Origin of the sequence: Gluconacetobacter entanii, from assembly GCF_013155425.1 — a bacterium.
Taxonomy (GTDB): Bacteria; Pseudomonadota; Alphaproteobacteria; order Acetobacterales; family Acetobacteraceae; genus Novacetimonas; species Novacetimonas entanii.
The window spans coordinates 1-17,344 of the sequence record NZ_JABJWD010000054.1 but is presented as its reverse complement, the minus strand read 5'-3'; the positions used below and the strand labels follow the sequence as shown (position 1 = coordinate 17,344).

Below are 17,344 nucleotides of genomic sequence, written 5' to 3'. Positions count from 1 at the left end.
TCTAATATTTATTTGATAAATACTAGATTGAATCTTTTTTTTGATCTATATCTAATGATTCAATGCGAGATTTATTGTCATGTAGTGACTTAATATCTGTTTGTGTAATTCCATTAAATATAAGGGGTATTTTCTCGAAGACAGTTTCTTTTTCCTTGAAAGAACTATCAAATATATTATTTTTATCTGTATAAAACGGATAAAACTCTTTATATATTTCCCATCTTTTGTCAAATAGGTCTAAATTATACTTATTTGTGGCAATTTCTCTCTGTGATCTAGCAACAAAATATGCAGCAGAAGCAATTGATCCTGTCACACATGCTGTAATAATGCCTGGAAGAAATGTTTTTGTTATTTCCCATATGTTAATACTATGTGAAGTTTGTATAATACATGAACAAGTCATAGTATACCTGATTTTCTACGTAATGATTATCTCAATGGGCTGTGAGGTGGGTAGCCCAGACCCAGCGCAAGCATGGCATCAAGCCGACAAACCCACGCAAGATTGAGGAATAATCTGGCTGCCTCAGCTCCAATACCGACGGGGGTCAGGCAGCCATGGCCTGCGGAACCGTATCCCACTCGTCCAGTTGTGTGACCTCAGCGGGTAGGACGCGCCGGACCATCCGGATCCGTGGAGCGGTCTGGCTGGCGCGTGGCTTGAGCGGGGAAAGCGATGTCACGGTTTTCGGGTCCACGCTGAAATGCAGGAAACGGTCACGCAGCGTGGTCACCACCACCATGCGCAACTGCTTGTCCGCCCACTGGCCGACTTCCTGCTTGCCATTCTCCCAACGGGAATAGGTGGCCGGGTTCATCATCAGGATCTTTGCCATATCCCCCGAAGACAGGTCCAGCACGTCGCGCAGGAACCGGATCTCCAGCGGCAGAAGGCCGGTCGGGATCAGGACGCGCGCCATCGCCACGGCGGCCGCAAGCCCTTCCATGTCGGGCACGGAAACTCCGATCACTTCCCCGGTGGTTTCGTCAATTTCTTCTTCCGCGGCGTCAATCAGCGTCACCGCGTAAGGCAGCCCCAGGCCGTCTTCCTCGTACGAGGGCAGTGTTCTGAACATGAATTCTTCCTTTCAGCGGAGCGCCATAACCGTGATGATACGAATGATACAGACGTCATCTTTCAAAGTGACAACCACGCCTATCCGGCGACCGTCATTATCGGTCCCGACCACGCGCCAGGTTTCATCACCGTCCAGTGGTGCTTCGATTTGATCAATGTTGCCGCGACGGAGTACGCGCTCCGCAATCAGCTTGGAGATATGGCGTTCCCGTGAACGCTGTGTCGCATGGTGCGTCCATACGATCCTTGCCCCTTGCGTGATAGCGTTCTGCAATCTGCGACGTTCTGCATCGTGCGGCACCGTTATCAAGTCCTCGTCGTGAAAATAGGAAGTTTTTGACGTAGCGTCAAGTGGGAACGCTTCACTCGTGAGTGTCCAGCGATATGCGCTACCGTTCGCCGGTATTCAGTGGGAGGTCGGTTAATGGTCCGGGCATCATGCCCGGATCGGTTCCACGTTGTCAGGCATGCCATTCAGCGAAGCTGCCCAGGCCGCAAGCTGGTCGTGGTGGAGGAGCGTCACATTGGTGGTGCGCGCCAGCTGCTGGGCCGAGGCAGTGTAACGGGCGTTGGAGACGACGGCGGCATATTGCGCGGCGTAGTGCAGGCGCGCAGCCGCGACCTGCTGGACCGCGGAATTGGGGACGGCGTTGCTGTAGAGCTTGCACTGCAGGACAATGCGGATGCCATTGCGTTCGGCTGTTACGTCGGCGCCTTGGTCCCCGCTGCCGACCGTGGCGCGGGCGTTCCAGCCTTCGTTCGTGAGCACCTGGGCACAGGCACGTTCGTAGGCATAGGGGTCCATGTCGTCGCTGAACGGGATATCACCGTTCTGGTTGGGCTGGTTGGCGGCGGCTGCCTGGATGATGGCCTTGCGGTAGTTTTCATCCAGTTGTGGATTGGCCTGACGATTGATGCCCTGCAGGGCCGGCAGCGTCCAGATGACGGTATTGAGGAAATAATCGATTTCCCGGTACCATTTGCCGTACTGGGGCGTCCCATAGTCGTCATAGGAGATGAGCTGCCATCGTTTCAGGCCCAGTGTCCGGGCGTGTTCGCGGATGGCGTCAAAGCCTGTGTTGATGCGCTGGTTGTACAGATCCTGCAGACGCTGTCTTTCTTTCTGCGCGTCTGATTTCAGTTTTCTGTCATGTTTCCCGAGTGCTGAAATCCCCATGCCCAGTATCGCGAGGAAGCCAATTCCGCCACAGACTTCGGCTGTCATGATCAATGAATCCCAGTCCCAAAATGACGATGTATCCGCGGCAGGTTCGGAAATTTCGTCAGTGAAGGCTTTGGGATCAGGCGTATTGGGCGCAGGCCCGTCACTGGGCTGGGGCATTGCCTGTGTCTTGGGAGCGCTGGGGAATGGATTAAAAGGCCGCGGCAAAGAAGTACCCTGATCTTCAGCCGCTTTGGCGAGGGTACCGATGGCGCTGGACGATCCGATCAGGGAAAATTCCACATGCCTCCCACTAAACACGATCTCGACTTTGTCCTGCTTGGTCAGGTCATGAATGACTGCGGGAAGGTCAGATGCTGGAATGGATTTGGCAAATAAGGCTACCGGTCCGACGTTTGAACTGTAATGCACAGGGAAGTCATCAGGTGCGGGTGGCAATGTGATCTTCATGTCTGGGAAGATCAGAGAGAAATCATGTACGTCTGGCAGATAAGCTACCCCGACAAGAGAAACTTCATGCGTTTCCGAGAATATGGTGATTGCTAGTTCAACATCTTTAATTACGGAACGTGTAAGCAGAATATTCGAGTTCTTTCCACGCTGTGTAACCCAGTTTCCTGGCGGGCTGTACAGGCCTCCAGTTTTCGTTACAGGTGGTATGATCTCGTTGCCTTCTTCCGTGAGCGACGGACTGTTCGCATGGACCGCGACAACAGGGAGAAGAAGTATGGCGGCAGCCAAGCCAACAACGTGTCGCAGTCTTGTCGTCAAGGTTCCCGGCCCCCGATGTTCTGCATGTCCGATATCACAGAACATTTCTGGAGCGGGTTAACGGGATGGCATGGCAGGGATGCTCATGCTGGATGCGGCGCGCTGGAGGTCTCCTCAAAGTTGAGGAGACCTAAACCGCAAGTCCTACCGGTAGCCCGCTATCAGGTTAAGCGTCAGATTCTTGGGAAGGTTGTAGCAAGGTTTCTTGCGACCATAGGCGTCAAGATAGATGCCCTCAAACTTGAGGGCATCTTTTCCGACCTCAATTGAGCATCATGACGCTCTCAGAGAGGAGGTTGATTCTTCATTTGCTCCTGATGCACGGCATCAAGTCCAAGCAGGATCAAGCGACGGATGGCTTCCGCGCGCGAAGGCATGCGCTCAGAAAAGCGAAAATCATCAATCGCTTGCACAAGAGACTTCGGCATCGGGGTGATGATGCGCTCTGAATTCAGTTCATCCATGGCGATGTCATGGCACAAACAAACTGTATGCGTCAACGGCATACATTATGTTGACGCAACCGGCATACATGACATACACAAAGGCGACCGGGCAGGAGGCTGCAACTCCTACCCGGTCTAACCAACCGCAAGGGATAGAGCCCCATGCCATCGGCTGATCATTTTCATAACATTTCCAAGGGGCGGTCGTCGCCTACTCTATTTGACAGCATCGTGCCTGATGTTGGCGATGCTGCCTCTCTCACAATGTCCAGTCGTGAGATTTCCGCGCTGACGGGAAAGAAGCATTTCCATGTCGTGCGTGACATTGAGAAGATGCTGCAGGACATTGGATGCGACGCATCCAAGTTTGGATGCGTCTACCTTGACGCCAAGGGAGAGCAGCGGAAATGCTACAATCTCCCCAAGAACCTGACGCTCAACCTCATCACCGGTTACCGGTCGGACCTTCGGCTGAAAGTCATCGACCGCTGGCTGGAACTGGAGGCCTCGACGTCGCCCGTCCCGGACCCGCGTGTGCCGCGCACCCTGTCGGAGGCGCTGCGCCTTGCGGCCGACCAGCAGGACCGGATCGCGGCGCAGGCGGACACGATCGCGCAGCAGCAGGTGCGGATCGAACGTGACGCGCCCAAGGTGTCCGCGCTGGCGCGCATTGCGGGGACCGAGGGGTCGATCGACATGCGGCAGGCGGCGAAGAACCTGCAGGTCAACCCGATCCTGTTGCGCAATTTCATGCGCGACCAGCGCTGGATCTACCGCAAGGGCGAGCATTGGCTGGCGTACCAGACCAAGCTGGACAGTGGCCTGCTGGAGCACAAGCTGGTCACCCTGCATCAGGAATCAGGGAGGACGAAGATTGTGACCCGCCTGCGGGTGACCGCGAAAGGCATCTCCCGCCTGGGGGAGATGTTGCACGGATGGGGGGCGGCACGATGAGCGCCGATACCACGATGCCGCCCGGCCTGCTGGCGGCGAACTATCCCCTCTCCTTCCTCGCGCCACTGTGGACGCTGACGCAGGAGGCCGCGGCGCGGCTGGAGGCGATGCTGTCGCGCCCGGACGCGGAGGACTGGCGCGACGACGAGCTGACGCAGGTCTTTGCGGAGATGAAGGCCGTCGAGCGCGACATCATGGACACCGCATCGCCCACGTTCGGGGGCGTCATGCTGAAAATCGGCGTGGTGCGGGTATTGTCCCGCAACCCGGACTGTCTTGATCTGGTGCGCGATATGGTGGCATCGATTGAGGATGACATGCGGCGTCTGCTGGCGGAGGGGTCGGATCACGGAACGTAACCCGACCTGATCCCCCTTCCCGCTCCCCCGTCACAGCGGGGGAGCACCCAGATACGAACAGGATTTCGAGATGAACCAGATTATTGTTCCGACCCAGCCCGACACCGCCATCGCCATCGTGCCGTCCGCGCGCGCGCGCCGCTTCATCCTGGAGGCCGAGGCCCCGAGCACGCGCCGCGCCTACATGACCGACATCAACACCTTCACCACCTGGTGCACGGCGCGCGGGGTCAGTTCCCTGCCCGCCGCGCCGGAGACGGTGGCCAACTTCATCGCGGATTCAGCGGAGCAGGGCCTGCGTCCGTCCACGATCGGGCGGCGGGTGGCGGCCATCCGTTACCTGCACCGGCTGGCGGACGAGGAGACACCGACCCGGTCCGAACTGGTGTCCAAGACGCTGAAGGGCATCCGGCGGGAGATGGGCGGTGCCCCGGACCGCAAGGCCGCCGCCACGGCGGATATCGTGGAGCGCATGATCGACACCTGCGATGACAGCCTGAAGGGGCTGCGCGACCGGGCGATCCTCGCATTGGGCTTTGCCGGGGCGTTCCGGCGCAGCGAGCTGGTCGCGCTGCGTGTGGAGGACCTGTCGCGCACGGATGACGGATACCGGGTGCTGATCCGCAAGTCGAAGACCGACCAGGAGGGACAGGGCCAGACCATCGCGATCCCGCGCGGCAACCGCCTGCGCCCTGGCCCAGCCATTGAGGCATGGATGGCGGCGGCCGGGATCGAAAGTGGCCCCCTGTTCCGCCGCGTGCGCCGGGGCGGCAAGGTCGGCGCGCAGCCCCTGCGCCCGGCGGCCGTGGCGGAGATCGTGAAGGAGCGGTGCCTGTTGATCAACGAAGACCCGGCGCAGTTTTCGGGGCATTCCCTGCGGTCAGGGTTCCTGACCAGCGCGGCGCGCGCCGGGGCGACGATTTTCAAGATGCGCGACGTCAGTCGGCACAAAAGTCTGGAGACGCTGAACGCGTATGTGCGGGATGCGGATCTGTTCAGGAACCATGCGGGTTCGGCGTTTTTGTGAGGATGCTTTGGCGACTGTATGGAGTTGCGGTCGTACAGGGCCAATAAATGGGATTTTAGTCAGGTATGGATTGGACTGTTACGGGGCCTAGTGGTTCTGCGCCACTGCATGTGCATGCGATTTCACATGAAAATTGGTTTATGTGGGTAATTCATAATTTTGCGCCACTTATTGCTGTGTTGTTTACAGGAGGAATCGCGATATGGGTTGCCTCTCGTGCGCGGGCGATAGCTACAGAACAGAAAGAAATTGCAAGGGAGAAATATATACTTGATCTCTTCGATAAAAGAATAGAGATATTTGACAATATATGCAGTATGGTTTCTGATATTTCTGTTATGGAAGACGATAAAGATATTGAAGAATTTATTACTTCAGATTCTGTAAAGAATACTGGCATATTAATTATTAAATCAGAATTTTATTTTAATAAAGACGTGAAGAGAGAATTCGGCATTATCTATAATAAATGTAGAGATTATTATAATAAGTTTTATCAAAGCAAAAAAGAAAAAAGTTTTGTATTTAGCGAACAAGAAAAGGATAAGTTTAGAAAGGAAATGGCAATAGTTTTGAATACTAAACTTCCGATGATATTTAGACCTTATGCTCCGGATGTTGCGCGGTTCCACAATCGCGAGAAAAAAACAAAAACTTTCTGGTCTTTCAACCTGCTTAAGTTTCGGAAGTATATCGTGACGATATCCTTCCGGGATGCAGGTATTCCGCAATGTGAAGCAGAAGCTGGTGCTGATCGGCGCCAGCCTTCTAAAGGCCCTGGCTCCGGGGGAGCGGTGGCTGACGGTTCATCCCAACGGCCGGGATGACAAGGGTGTGCATGTCCTTGTGCAGGTGCAGAAGGACGGCAGTGCCAAGGTGATCGGAGGCGCGGGCGGGGCGTTGAACCACCTGCGCCTGACCGGCGTGCGCAGCGAGGCCCAGTACCGCGAAGAAGCGGCCCAGCGGGCGCAGGAGCATCGCGCGCGGGAGAAAGAACGGCGCAAGGCCGACCGTGAAAAGGGCCTGACCCCCTCCAAGGACGAAGCCACCCACGCCGTGCGGGCGCAGGAACGCGCGCATGAGGACGCGTTCGTCAAACAGGTGGGCGATGCCCTGGGCTGGACCGAGGCCGAGACACGGTTTCCCGAGGAACAGTTCAGCGGCGCGACCGAAGCGGAGAAGACCCGGGCGCGCAACGCGCATGCGCAGATGCTGTTGTCCCGCGCGCGGGAGGCGGTGGGCATGCAGCGCAAGCGACTGCTGGCGGATGCGGACCTGCGGCGCAAGGCCGGGCTGGGCGAAGTGCCGATGGCGTCGGAGAGCGACCAGACCATCAGCATGCAGGATCTGGACCCGTCCGCGCCGTCGGGGGCCGGGCTTGGTTTCACCGCGCATTACCGCGACCGGGCGGAGGCGAACGGCCTGACGCCGGAGGGGCTGGAGCAGGAGGTCAACGAAGCGCGGGAGGCCTCCCTGCCCGAAGGCCTCCCGAAGGTGACAGCGGACCGGATCGGGCGTGAACTGGACAAGGTGCGCGAGAACCCGCCGCCGCTGAAGGCAGGGTGGGAGATTGACGGGAGGCGGGCGATCGACCTGCTGCGCGCGGAAAAGACCCTGAAGACGGCAAAGGCCGACGCGCGGAAAAAACTGCGCGAAATTTCCACGTCCGAGGCTCCCGTCGAGCCCAAGTCCTTCGTCATCGAGGCGGAGCCGGCCAGCCACGGCGCGGTGGCGGCGGACATCGAGAAGGACCTGCGCACTATCGGCACGCGGTCCTTCCTGAACGAGGCCAGCCGCATGGGCGGCCGGGAGGCGCTGGAACGCCATGTTGCGTCCGGGGCCTACAACGCCATGAACGCCCTGTCGCTGGCCAGCACGGGCGCATCGCAGATGGACCGGTCCGTGGTGGACGTGCTGGGCGTCGCGGGCGCGGCGCAGGTGCTGGCGCAGCGGATGCATGGCGACCTGTCGCCCGGGGACATGGCCGACGCCGCCACGGCGATGGAGAGGTTCCACACCGACCATTACATGGACACGTCACGCCGAGCGCTGGCCGATGCGCGGGAAATGCACGACCAGGCGCAGGCCATCGACCTTTCGCCCGCCATGGACGCCTCGGACCTGACCGTTGCGCAGGAACTCAACACGAAGCGCAAGGATCTGGTCAGCGGGGCGCAGCGCAGGCTTGGCACTGCCTATGGCGAGATGGAGGCCAACGCCGCCATGGTCATGGCCATGAAGCAGGGGCGCAAGGATCACGTCCAGGTGCCGATGGGCAAGACCTCCCTGGAAACCGCGATCGTGCAGCTGCATGCGCTGGGCCTGCAGAAGGGCGATTACGAGGTGGGCAAGGCGGGGGCATCCACCATCGTCACGCTGAACCGGTCGGGCATCGAGCGCCTGACGAAACCTGTCGATCCGCAGGATCTGGCGCATGTGCGCGGGGCGCTCGACATCATCGAGGGGCGGCACGACGAGGATGGATGGCTGCCCCATGGCGTGGCCAACCGGCCAGATATGGCGATGGACAGCCAGCCGGGCGTGCTGCCGCGCCTGGCCGCGCCCTATGCCACCCCGGACGATACGACGTCGGTTGAGGGGCACGAGGCGGCGATCCGTTCGTTCATCGGCAGTCGTATTGCCGACGGGGAAACCCCGGCGAAGGCGCTGGCCGACCTGCTGTCGGAAACGACCATGCGGCGCGCGGGCGACCGGCAGGCCTTCATGCAGGCGCTGGGGCGGCAGGCCCCCCAGTATGACGCCGCCGGGAACATGGTCCGGGCGGAGGAGCATCGCCCCCGTTTCGAGGAAATGGCGGATGAGCATGTCGCCTCCCTCGGGGGGGCACGGACATCCCTGCAGCGTCAGAATTTCCCGGTGGACGAGACATCTGTGGATGCTCTGCATCGCGCGCTGGCGGAGCATCCAGACGGGGCGGCAGCGTTCAAGCCGATTGGCGACCTCACGGATGCGGAGCGGCGGGGCCTGCGGGCGCGCTTCGCGGAGGATTTTGCGCGTTCCGACCCGAAGGTGGCGCAGATGCGCGCGGATCTGGAGGCGCATGCCGGGCAGGAACCCGTGCGCGAGACGCAGGACATGTTCGGCACGTCCGTCAATCCGCAGTGGCGTGACTGGAAGAAGGCGCATGACGAGAAGGCGTCCGCGCTGGACCGGGCCACGATGACGTGGGGAAAATACAGCGATGCCATGGGCGGCCCCGCGAACGCCTACGCCGCCATGCAGGACGTGGCGCGCTCGCATGTGATCGGGCGTTTCGCGGACCATTACAACCGCCTGCGCCCCGATGCGCCGCTGGCGGTCGGAAAGACGGTCATCGCGCACGACCTGCGCCATCTGGATGCGCTCGATCCCGGTGCGCGGGAACGGCGCATGGCCGAACACCGCGAGCGCATTGATGCGCTGCGCCAGCGCGAGAACGGGCGATATGCCGCGGGCGGCGTAGCGGACCGGCTGGATGCCGCGCGTGCGGCGGAGGAGGGACGCGGCGAAGCGCAGATGCAGTTCTTTGGTGCCGACGCGGCCCCCTCCCCTGTCGGTGCGGAGGGGCCGGCGCTTGGGGAACGGTGGTCTGTGGGTCATGCGGCGGAACAGACGATCGCACAGATGATGCCGCATGTCGGTTCCCAGTTCCGTGCCGGGCAGCCGGTGAAGTTGTGGCGCCCGGACATGAGCGGACGTTTCGTCGGGCGGCAGCGGGCGGTCAAGCTGATCGAGCACAACAGGCGGGTGGTCGCCGGCCTGGGAGTGGGCTCGGGAAAGACCTCCATCGGGTTGGCGGGGTTCACGCATCTGCAGGGTCAGGGGAAGGCAAAGCGCGGGCTATTTCTGGTACCGTCCATCGTGCAGGGGCAGTTCCATGGAGAGGCCCTTACCCTGCTCCAGCCCGGGAAATTCCGCTGGCATGCGGATCCGTCGGCAAACCGGGAGCAGCGGATCGCGGCCTATAAAAACCCGGACGTGCATTTTTCGGTCGTCACCCATCAGGCGTTCCGCGATGACGTCCTGCACATGGCGGCGGGGCAGGAAGGCGTATCGCCTGCCGAGATCACCCAGAAACTGGATGGCATGGATGCCGACGGGCGGATGAATTACGTGCGCGGCGTTCTGGACCGGGAGGGCATCCACCACGATTACCTGAACGTGGACGAGGGGCATAACCTGCTCAACCGGGCAGGCAAGAAAAACTCCAGCCTGGCGAACGTGGTTGACGCCGTGGCGGACAGCACCCCGTACTACGTCAACATGACAGCAGACCCGGTCAAGAATGACGCGTCCGAGGCGTTTGACGTGCTGTCGAAGATGGATCGCAAACGCTACGGCGACCGGGATGCCTTCATGCGCAAATACGGCGGCGATACCAGCGCCGCGCGTGAAGGCCTGCGGCGCGAGATGGCCCGCCACTTCTACACCGGGCGCATCGCCTCGGGCGTGAACGCCACCAAGACGGAGGAAGTCGTGCCCCTGGGCGCGGCGGAGAGGTCCCGTCTGGCGGAGGTCGAGCAGGCGTCGGCCAGGGCGCGGATCGCGCGCATGAAGGGCGATGTGGATGTGGAGGCGATGAAAAAGCTGGCGCCCGCCGCGTTCAGCGCGGCCGACGATGCCGACCATCGCGCGATTGCCGAACGGATGAACCCCTCCATCGGGATCCTGCGCAACACCGCCATCATGCAGGCTTTGGGGGGCGAAGCGAAAACCAATCGCACCGTCACCGTTGCGGAACAGCGTCGCGGCAGGCCGGGCGTGGTGTTCGCGCGGTCGCTGGACCGGGTCCATGACATCGCGTCACGCCTGCGCGCGGAAGGGCACCGGGTCGTGACCCTGACGGGGGCTGATTCCTCTGCCGAGAAGGACCGGAAAAAAAGGGCCTACCAGGCTGGCGAGCATGACATCATGGTTGCCAGTGATGCTGCGGCAGTGGGCGCGAACCTTCAGCGCGGGAAATGGCTGGCGCAGTATGACACGCCACAGACGGCAATGCTGCATGCGCAGCGCGACGGGCGCATCAACCGTGTGGGTCAGACCAGTGATGTCGAACTGATCGACATCCTTGCAGATCATCCGGTCGAGCGCCGCAACCGACGGCGGCTGACGGAGAAATACAATCTCCGCGATATCGTGACGTCACCCCTTGAGGGGCTGGATGAAACGGGAATCGCCGGATACCTGCATCAGGCACGCTCCGAACGCCGCGATCATGCCTCGCGCGCGGCATAGTGCATGCCTCCGAAGCAACCCGCCACGACGCCTTGCTTGCAAGCTTGCAAGCAAATCAGAAAGAAAGGCAGCACATATGACAGAGCGCAATAACCCCACCCAGGCCGCAACCGAAATCAGCGGAATGCTGGGGAGCCTTGGGGAAAGGCAGGCACGGATCCGGGCGGCTGACCAGGCCATTCTTTCGGCGGCGCAGAACCAGCTTGTGGTCGTGGAGCGTAGGATCGAATCAGCCCGGATGGCATCCCTACTGAGCGATGAAGGCCGCGACAGGTTTCTGGATCTGATTCGTGAGAGAGGCAAACTGCTGCTGGTCATCGCGGACGCCCAGGCCGCGCTGGAGGCCGCTGGCACCTGAGGAATTGCCGCTTGTGTGGGAGGGGTAAAAAGAAAGGCGTCGGAATTTTCCTTCCGACGCCTTTCTTGCAACTTGCCAATCAGGCCGGAAGGGTGCGGCACCCAGGCACCCAGGCACCCAGGCACCCGCGACTGACAGACATCCAGCCCGATAAATTGCATGCATGCATGCATGCATGCAAACAAGAATGACGGCAGTGCGCCTCGCCGGAAAGGCATAAGGCTGCGATCCGAGATGACCTTCCGGCTGGAATGACTCATATCGTGACGGCAGCCTTGGGGCATGAGCGATCAAGAGTTTTTCTGCATCGACAGCATGTTCAAGGCCCAGCCGCGTGAAGAGGGTGGCCGGCGCTTTGTCTACATGCAGGCGTCGGACGAGAGCGTGGATCATCAGGGCGAAGTTGTCCTGTCGAAAGCGCTTCAGGAAAGCGCGCCCTACTTCCTGAAATACGGGAACATAGACCTCGATCATCGCACCCAGATGGGGCCGGTGGCCGGGCAGCCGTCACACCATCTGTTCGAGATCGGCAAGCCTGTGGACGTACGGGCAGATGGCAAAAAGACGTTCGTGAAGGCCGAAATCTATGGCGGGGAGGGGCCGACCGTCGAGCATGCGAACATGTTCTGGGATTCCCTGACGCGCCAGCGTCCGCCGAAGCACTGGTTCCCGTCGGTGGGAGGAGACTGCCACCGGAGCAAGATCGCGGACCCGAAAACCGGGCGGCAGCGCCCGGTCATCGATCGGGTGCGCTGGACCAATATCGGGATGAGCGGGACGCCGGTGAACCTGCACGTGCCCACCGTGGCGGTCGTGCCGTTCGGGGCGCTGGCCAAGAGCATGGCCGCCGGGGCGTTTTGCATGCGTAAGGCGCTGGAAGCTGGCTACGGCACGGACATGGCGGAACTGAGCGGAGGGGCAGCGCTGCGCTCCGAAATGCCGGATCCGCACCTCCAGAATTACTGGGATTTCAGGGACAGGCTGGCGGGGGACATCCGCGCCGGTCGGGTGAAGCCGTCCGTCGATGCGCTCGTCGCGCACGTCGCGCAGGCTTTTGACGTGGATCCGGACCGGGCCTCGGAGCTGGTCGAACGGTTCCTGGGCGACCTCCAGAGGGGCCGAGAACAAAGGACAAGACATGACTGAAAAAACCAACCCGGCGCCCACGGCGGGGGGCTTTGACGCGCTGCTCAATGATCTGAGCGGGATCGAGGAAATGCGCAAGTCGCGCACCACGGATAAGGGCAAGGACGATCCGAAGGAAGGGGGAAAGCCCCTGACCGAGGAGGAACTTGAAAAGGCCCGCAAGAAAAAAGAGGCGGAGGCCAGGGCGGCCGAGGAAGCGCGCCGCAAGGCCGGAGAAGGCGGGGAAGAGGATGACGATGACGCCGAGATGTTCGGCAAGTCGCTGACCGTGACGCTGGAAGGCGGCGAGACAGCCGAAGTTGTTGACGGTGCGGCCCTTGTCACGGGCATGCGTTTCCTCAAGGGGCAGAACACGGCGCTGGCCAGCGAACTGGCAGCCGTTCGCGCAGAGAATGCCGGCGAGATGGTCAAGGCCCTGTCTGGCATGCAGTCGCTACTGCGGCTGGTGAAGGATCAGGACACGGTCATCAAGTCCCTGTCCGATCGTCTCGATACGTTCGGCGCGCAGGGCCGCGGGCGCGCTTCGGTCCTGAGCATCATGGAAAAGAGCCAGCCTGCCGGTGCCCCGGCCCAGCCGCAGGGCGCGTCGCGGGCCGAAATCATGCAGGCGTCGATGCAGGCCATGAAGAAGGGCCTCATCTCGGCCGTGGACGTGTCGATGATCGAAGGGTGCCTGAACCAGGGCGCCGAGATCCCCGAACCCCTCGTCAAGGCGATTCAGTCCGTCTGACGTCGGCCTGATCACAGCAAGGAAATACAGACCATGAATTTCAACCCTGCGCTGATCCAGCCGAGTGATGCCCGTTCCGGCATGATGTCGGTGAAAGACCTTGAAGGGCTTCGCAAAGCCCTTGAGGCGGGATACGGCACCGACGTCTCGCAGCTGACCGGGGGTGCCGCGCTGCGTATCCAGTCGCTGGATATGACGATGCAGTCCACCATCCAGTCGAACGAGGATTTCCGCCTGTTCAACATGCTCCTCAAGCAGGGGGCCGGGGCAACCGTTGACGAATGGACCGAACAGGATAGCGTCGGCGGCTTCCTCGGCGGCAGCACCAATTCGGAAATGGGGAACATTCCCAACTCTGTTGGTGATTACAACCGGCGCGTGGGCATGGTCAAATTCCTGATGACCCAGCGTCAGGTGTCGTTCGTGCAGACCCTGCAGAACACGATTTCCGATTCACAGGCCGTTGAGCAGAACAACGGCGCGCTGCAGTTGCTGACCGACGCTGAATACCTGTCGTTCAGCGGTGATTCCGCCGTGGTGCCGACCGAGTTCGACGGCATTGAGGCGCAGATCCGTTATGGCGTAGCGGCGGGGCAGGTCGATCCCGGCAATATCCTTGACTGCCGCGGGCAGCAGCTGGCCAGCGTCAACCTGGTCAACAAGGCAGCAGCGAAGGTGGCCGGGTACGGAAACTTCGGTCGCGCGACCAACCTGTTCTGCTCCTACAACACGCAGGCGGATTTCGACACGAACCTCGACCCGGCCTATCGCGTGCCGCTGACGGGTGTTTCGGATGGTGGCCTGAAGCTGGGTGCGCCCGTCAACGGTATCCGGACCTCGTTCGGCAATATCTCCAACGACCCGGACGTGTTCATCCCTGATTCCGAGATGCAGCAGCCGTTCGAGGTGATCTATCCGGCGATTGCGGCGGCGCAGGCCTCCATCGCACCGTCGGCAGTCACGCCCGTTGCGCTGGCGGACGCGGATGTTTCGTCCCAGTTTACGGCGGCGCAGGCGGGGAACTACTACTATCTGGTGGCGGGCGTGAATGCATCCGGGCAGTCCACCGGCGTCATCTCCGCCCAGGTAGCGATCGCGTCTGGCATGGGGGCGACCCTGACGATCAAGCGCAGCACAGGTGCCCAGGAGACCGGTTATGCGATCTATCGTTCCCGCCAGAACGGTCCGGGCGTGGTTGCCGGGTCCGTGCCGGGGCAGGGCAGCGATTTCCGTCTGGTCTGCCGTATCCCCTGCGCCGGAGCCACGACAGTCTGGACGGACCTGAACCAGGATATCCCGGGCACGTCCAAGGCATTCTTGCTGCCGATGCGGCCCGGAAACAGCGCGGTGGTCTGGCGTCAGCTGCTACCGATGATCAAGTTCCCGCTGTATCCGACCAACCAGGCGGTGATCCCGTGGGCCCAGATGCTGTTCGGATACCTGCGCCTGTCCAAGCGCAAGCAGATCGCGGTGTTCAAGAACATCCTGTCGAACAACGACGTCTGGCGCCCGCACGCCAATAGCTGACGGGGAGGGGGCGGCATCGGTCGCCCCTTTTCCGATTTCCCCACCAGTCCTGAGGAGACGCGCCGATGCCGCGCATTGTAAGCAAGATCCCGCATACCTCGTCGGAGGTGAACGGTGTGAAGTTCAGCCCCGACAAGGGGCAGATGGTTTCCGAGGAGGTCAGCGACGACGTCGCCGCCCATTTCAAGGGGATCAAGGGCTATCGCGTGGTCGAGGACAAGAAGAGCACGCCCGCTGTAAGCAAGGCCGCCGGGAAGACCGACGGCGCAGGAACGGGCGGCGAGGCCGGGACGGACAGTGAAACCGACGCCAGCAAGGACGACCCCGCCGGCGGCAAAGAACCGGCTGCGCCCGCTGCGTAACGCGTATTTAACGAGGAGCCGCCTTCATGACGTCCAACACGTTCAAGCCGACCGCGACCCTGCAGGACGAACTGAACCGCTGCATGCCGATCGCCCGGTCCGTGGGGCTGGGTGACCTGCTGTTTGGTCTGGTGCAGAACCAGAATGCCATCATTGAGCAACTGGCTGCGGCCGGGATCACGGGCATCACGGCCGATACGCTGCCCACGCCGCTGACACTGCCGGGGTTTGATCCTCAGTGAGCGAAAGCACGACGGCAGCGGGCACGACGGGCACCGTCGCGCAGGAGCCCAGCATGTTTGATCGTGCGAAGGCCCTGCCACTGCTGCGACAGAACCGCCTGCTGTCCGTCGCCGCGCGTTATTTTCCGCAGGTTGAAATCAGCGACGACTTCTTGTGGGAGAAGCTTCGGGCGGAGGAATCACTGGCGGAAGCGCGTTTCCGCACCTTCTTCCATCCCAGGCAGATGTTTCCCCAGGGCTACGACCAGACGGCTCTGGCGGCCCTGAACACGGCGGGTTATCCAACGTTGGAGGAGCCGGGATACGATTACGATCCGGGATTTTTCTCGGGTGACGAGTGGGGGTTCCTCCAGCTGCGCCGGACGCACATCGTGACGGTGCAGGAATTGCGGTTCTGCTACCCCAATCCGCAGGCGCCGCTCTACGTCGTTCCGTCGGACTGGATCAGGTATGACCGGAAATATGGCCGGATCAACATCGTCGCCACCCAGACGCCGTCCAGCCTGCCGCTGAACGTATTTGTCATGGGGGCACTGTCGGGCGGCCGCACCATCCCCCTGATGCTGCAGGTCGTTTATCAGGCAGGCCTGACCAACCCGTTCCTGACATGTCCGGAGGTGCCAGATTACGTGCTCAAGCGCGCCGTGCTGTCGTTGATCGAGGACCAGTTCCTGCCCCAGTCCGGATCAGTTTCAATCGACGGGATTTCGCAGAGCCTGTCCGTTCAGGTCGCGGGGCTGGCGCAGTCTCTGGAGGGGCGTGAGAGCGTGATCGAAGGACGGCTGAACGGAATCCGCATGGGGTTTGTGTGATGCTGCCGAATGTCGCGGTATGCAATGCCCTGTTATCCTCCACCGGCGGTCTGGGGCAGAACATTTCGTGGGAACCGTCTGCGCCGTGCCCGTGCATTGGCGGCACGCTGAACGCCCCGCAGCCCAACTGCCCGCAATGTCATGGCATCGGCCATATCTGGTTCGCGGCGCAGGCTGCCTGGTCGGCGATGACCTCCATGAAACTGGTCCGGCAATGGGCGCAGTACGGGGAATGGATGAGTGGCGACATCGTCATGTCTATCCCGTCCGATTCCCCATTTTTTGCAGCAGGAGAGTATGACCGCGTCACCCTCTCGCAGTCGAGCGAGCCATTCGGGCGCACCATTACCGTGGGAGAGAACGACCGCCTGGCGTTCACACCCCTGAGCATTGATCGTGTGTTCTGGCTCTCAGCCGATGGCAGCGAGATCATCACGGGGGGCATTCCCGTGGTGAACGCGGACGGGACGTTGACGTGGCCTGCGGATCTGCCAGTGCCGGCGGCAGGGCAGACCTTCACCATGACCGGTCGCCGGTCGCCGCTGTATTTCCTGTTCCGTGACTTCCCCCAGGATCGCGAGCACGCGTCTGGCTTACAATTGCCGCGCCGCGTCGTGTTGCGCAAATTCGACCTGCTGGGTGCAACGCAGGGGGGGGTGACGCGGTGAGCCGCATCCGGGCCTCTGTCCTGACAGACCTGAACCTGCTGCGTGGTATCGGAGACCTGGGGGGGGAGTTCCCGACTGTCGCGCACGCCGTTTCCGTTCTGGCGGAGCAGGCACAGGACATGTGGAAGTCGTATGCGAACGGTGCCCCGCTGCCGGGCGGCGGCGTGATCCGGTCACGCACCGGGGAATACGCGCGCTCGATCAATATCCGGCGGCTGAACGCATTTTCTGCGGAGGTTTATTCCGATCTGGCCTACGCCAGGGTGATTGAGGAAGGCTGTCCCGAATATGACATGAAGAAGATGCTGGACAGTTCGATCAAGGTCCGCGTCTCAAAGGCCGGCCGCCGGTACCTGATCATTCCTTTCCGGTGGGGAACACCCGGGTCCGTGATGGGCAACAACATGCCCAAGTCGGTCCATGGCTGGTGGAAGGGAAAG

The 17,344-nt window shown here is 61.2% G+C and carries 20 protein-coding genes; 15 read left to right on the top strand and 5 right to left on the bottom strand.

Annotated elements, in window-relative coordinates; all coding sequences use genetic code 11:
* Positions 1-22: 22 nt before the first annotated feature.
* From HNH97_RS09700 to HNH97_RS17750, 4 genes are all read right to left on the bottom strand, one after another.
* Positions 23-319 (bottom strand): hypothetical protein, encoded by a 297-nt coding sequence (locus tag HNH97_RS09700; protein WP_171790740.1) that lies wholly within the window; start codon positions 317-319, stop codon positions 23-25.
* 235 nt (positions 320-554) lie between these two features.
* Positions 555-1,082: a hypothetical protein gene (locus tag HNH97_RS09695; protein ID WP_171790739.1), complete on the bottom strand. Its 528-nt coding sequence runs from the start codon at positions 1,080-1,082 to the stop codon at positions 555-557.
* Between the two features lie 12 nt (positions 1,083-1,094).
* Positions 1,095-1,385, bottom strand: coding sequence for a DUF4258 domain-containing protein (locus tag HNH97_RS09690; RefSeq protein WP_048859029.1), 291 nt, complete (start codon positions 1,383-1,385; stop codon positions 1,095-1,097).
* Between the two features lie 135 nt (positions 1,386-1,520).
* Positions 1,521-3,038, bottom strand: a complete 1,518-nt coding sequence (locus HNH97_RS17750) for a restriction endonuclease (protein WP_216657610.1) — start codon at positions 3,036-3,038, stop codon at positions 1,521-1,523.
* Positions 3,039-3,062: 24 nt separating this feature from the next.
* Between HNH97_RS17750 and HNH97_RS09680 the strand changes: the two genes are divergently transcribed.
* On the top strand, positions 3,063-3,308 hold the full coding sequence (locus HNH97_RS09680; RefSeq protein ID WP_216657609.1) for a hypothetical protein: 246 nt from the start codon (positions 3,063-3,065) through the stop codon (positions 3,306-3,308).
* A 14-nt stretch (positions 3,309-3,322) separates the two neighbouring features.
* Here HNH97_RS09680 and HNH97_RS09675 read toward each other — a convergent pair whose 3' ends face one another.
* Positions 3,323-3,502, bottom strand: coding sequence for a ribbon-helix-helix domain-containing protein (locus tag HNH97_RS09675; RefSeq protein ID WP_216657608.1), 180 nt, complete (start codon positions 3,500-3,502; stop codon positions 3,323-3,325).
* Positions 3,503-3,748: 246 nt separating this feature from the next.
* On the opposite strand from HNH97_RS09675, the gene HNH97_RS09670 reads away from it, so the two are divergent.
* From HNH97_RS09670 to HNH97_RS09605, 14 genes are all read left to right on the top strand, one after another.
* Positions 3,749-4,438 carry a phage antirepressor KilAC domain-containing protein gene (locus HNH97_RS09670; protein WP_171790737.1) on the top strand — a complete coding sequence of 230 codons (690 nt, stop codon included), beginning with the start codon at positions 3,749-3,751 and terminating at the stop codon, positions 4,436-4,438.
* Positions 4,435-4,797: a hypothetical protein gene (locus HNH97_RS09665; RefSeq protein ID WP_139312891.1), complete on the top strand. Its 363-nt coding sequence runs from the start codon at positions 4,435-4,437 to the stop codon at positions 4,795-4,797. The genes HNH97_RS09670 and HNH97_RS09665 overlap by 4 nt, the downstream gene beginning before the upstream one ends.
* Positions 4,798-4,867: 70 nt before the next feature.
* On the top strand, positions 4,868-5,824 hold the full coding sequence (locus HNH97_RS09660; RefSeq protein WP_075594788.1) for a site-specific integrase: 957 nt from the start codon (positions 4,868-4,870) through the stop codon (positions 5,822-5,824).
* A gap of 65 nt (positions 5,825-5,889) precedes the next feature.
* On the top strand, positions 5,890-6,651 hold the full coding sequence (locus HNH97_RS09655) for a hypothetical protein (RefSeq protein WP_139312892.1): 762 nt from the start codon (positions 5,890-5,892) through the stop codon (positions 6,649-6,651).
* Entirely contained in the window at positions 6,557-11,059 is a 4,503-nt protein-coding gene (locus tag HNH97_RS18285) for a helicase-related protein (protein ID WP_171790736.1), read from the top strand. Before HNH97_RS09655 ends, HNH97_RS18285 begins: the two co-directional genes overlap by 95 nt.
* A gap of 76 nt (positions 11,060-11,135) precedes the next feature.
* Positions 11,136-11,417: a hypothetical protein gene (locus HNH97_RS09645; RefSeq protein WP_048859023.1), complete on the top strand. Its 282-nt coding sequence runs from the start codon at positions 11,136-11,138 to the stop codon at positions 11,415-11,417.
* Between the two features lie 282 nt (positions 11,418-11,699).
* The gene (locus tag HNH97_RS09640; protein WP_048859022.1) at positions 11,700-12,563 is read left to right on the top strand and encodes a PqqD family protein; all 864 of its coding nucleotides are present in this window, start codon (positions 11,700-11,702) and stop codon (positions 12,561-12,563) included.
* Complete coding sequence (locus HNH97_RS09635) at positions 12,556-13,293, top strand: hypothetical protein (protein ID WP_048859021.1); 738 nt, start codon at positions 12,556-12,558, stop codon at positions 13,291-13,293. Before HNH97_RS09640 ends, HNH97_RS09635 begins: the two co-directional genes overlap by 8 nt.
* A gap of 33 nt (positions 13,294-13,326) precedes the next feature.
* Positions 13,327-14,820 carry a hypothetical protein gene (locus tag HNH97_RS09630; protein ID WP_048859020.1) on the top strand — a complete coding sequence of 498 codons (1,494 nt, stop codon included), beginning with the start codon at positions 13,327-13,329 and terminating at the stop codon, positions 14,818-14,820.
* 65 nt (positions 14,821-14,885) lie between these two features.
* Positions 14,886-15,182 carry a hypothetical protein gene (locus HNH97_RS09625; protein ID WP_048859019.1) on the top strand — a complete coding sequence of 99 codons (297 nt, stop codon included), beginning with the start codon at positions 14,886-14,888 and terminating at the stop codon, positions 15,180-15,182.
* Between the two features lie 26 nt (positions 15,183-15,208).
* Positions 15,209-15,424 carry a hypothetical protein gene (locus HNH97_RS09620; protein ID WP_048859018.1) on the top strand — a complete coding sequence of 72 codons (216 nt, stop codon included), beginning with the start codon at positions 15,209-15,211 and terminating at the stop codon, positions 15,422-15,424.
* Positions 15,421-16,236 (top strand): hypothetical protein, encoded by an 816-nt coding sequence (locus HNH97_RS09615; RefSeq protein ID WP_048859017.1) that lies wholly within the window; start codon positions 15,421-15,423, stop codon positions 16,234-16,236. Before HNH97_RS09620 ends, HNH97_RS09615 begins: the two co-directional genes overlap by 4 nt.
* The gene (locus tag HNH97_RS09610; protein WP_048859016.1) at positions 16,236-16,904 is read left to right on the top strand and encodes a hypothetical protein; all 669 of its coding nucleotides are present in this window, start codon (positions 16,236-16,238) and stop codon (positions 16,902-16,904) included. Before HNH97_RS09615 ends, HNH97_RS09610 begins: the two co-directional genes overlap by 1 nt.
* Positions 16,901-17,344: hypothetical protein (locus HNH97_RS09605; protein ID WP_216657606.1), on the top strand; the 444-nt coding region annotated here is incomplete at its 3' end. The genes HNH97_RS09610 and HNH97_RS09605, both read left to right, overlap by 4 nt.

What these genes read in the sequence shown, in the direction of transcription:
- HNH97_RS09620 (WP_048859018.1), top strand. Translation starts at nt 15,209, where the DNA reads ATGACGTCCAACACGTTCAAGCCGACCGCGACCCTGCAGGACGAACTG.
- HNH97_RS09660 (WP_075594788.1), top strand. Translation starts at nt 4,868, where the DNA reads ATGAACCAGATTATTGTTCCGACCCAGCCCGACACCGCCATCGCCATC.
- HNH97_RS09610 (WP_048859016.1), top strand. Translation starts at nt 16,236, where the DNA reads ATGCTGCCGAATGTCGCGGTATGCAATGCCCTGTTATCCTCCACCGGC.
- HNH97_RS09665 (WP_139312891.1), top strand. Translation starts at nt 4,435, where the DNA reads ATGAGCGCCGATACCACGATGCCGCCCGGCCTGCTGGCGGCGAACTAT.
- HNH97_RS09655 (WP_139312892.1), top strand. Translation starts at nt 5,890, where the DNA reads ATGGATTGGACTGTTACGGGGCCTAGTGGTTCTGCGCCACTGCATGTG.
- HNH97_RS09635 (WP_048859021.1), top strand. Translation starts at nt 12,556, where the DNA reads ATGACTGAAAAAACCAACCCGGCGCCCACGGCGGGGGGCTTTGACGCG.
- HNH97_RS09695 (WP_171790739.1), bottom strand. Translation starts at nt 1,082, where the DNA reads ATGTTCAGAACACTGCCCTCGTACGAGGAAGACGGCCTGGGGCTGCCT.
- HNH97_RS09680 (WP_216657609.1), top strand. Translation starts at nt 3,063, where the DNA reads ATGTCCGATATCACAGAACATTTCTGGAGCGGGTTAACGGGATGGCAT.
- HNH97_RS09645 (WP_048859023.1), top strand. Translation starts at nt 11,136, where the DNA reads ATGACAGAGCGCAATAACCCCACCCAGGCCGCAACCGAAATCAGCGGA.
- HNH97_RS09640 (WP_048859022.1), top strand. Translation starts at nt 11,700, where the DNA reads ATGAGCGATCAAGAGTTTTTCTGCATCGACAGCATGTTCAAGGCCCAG.
- HNH97_RS09670 (WP_171790737.1), top strand. Translation starts at nt 3,749, where the DNA reads ATGTCCAGTCGTGAGATTTCCGCGCTGACGGGAAAGAAGCATTTCCAT.
- HNH97_RS09625 (WP_048859019.1), top strand. Translation starts at nt 14,886, where the DNA reads ATGCCGCGCATTGTAAGCAAGATCCCGCATACCTCGTCGGAGGTGAAC.
- HNH97_RS09675 (WP_216657608.1), bottom strand. Translation starts at nt 3,502, where the DNA reads ATGGATGAACTGAATTCAGAGCGCATCATCACCCCGATGCCGAAGTCT.
- HNH97_RS09630 (WP_048859020.1), top strand. Translation starts at nt 13,327, where the DNA reads ATGAATTTCAACCCTGCGCTGATCCAGCCGAGTGATGCCCGTTCCGGC.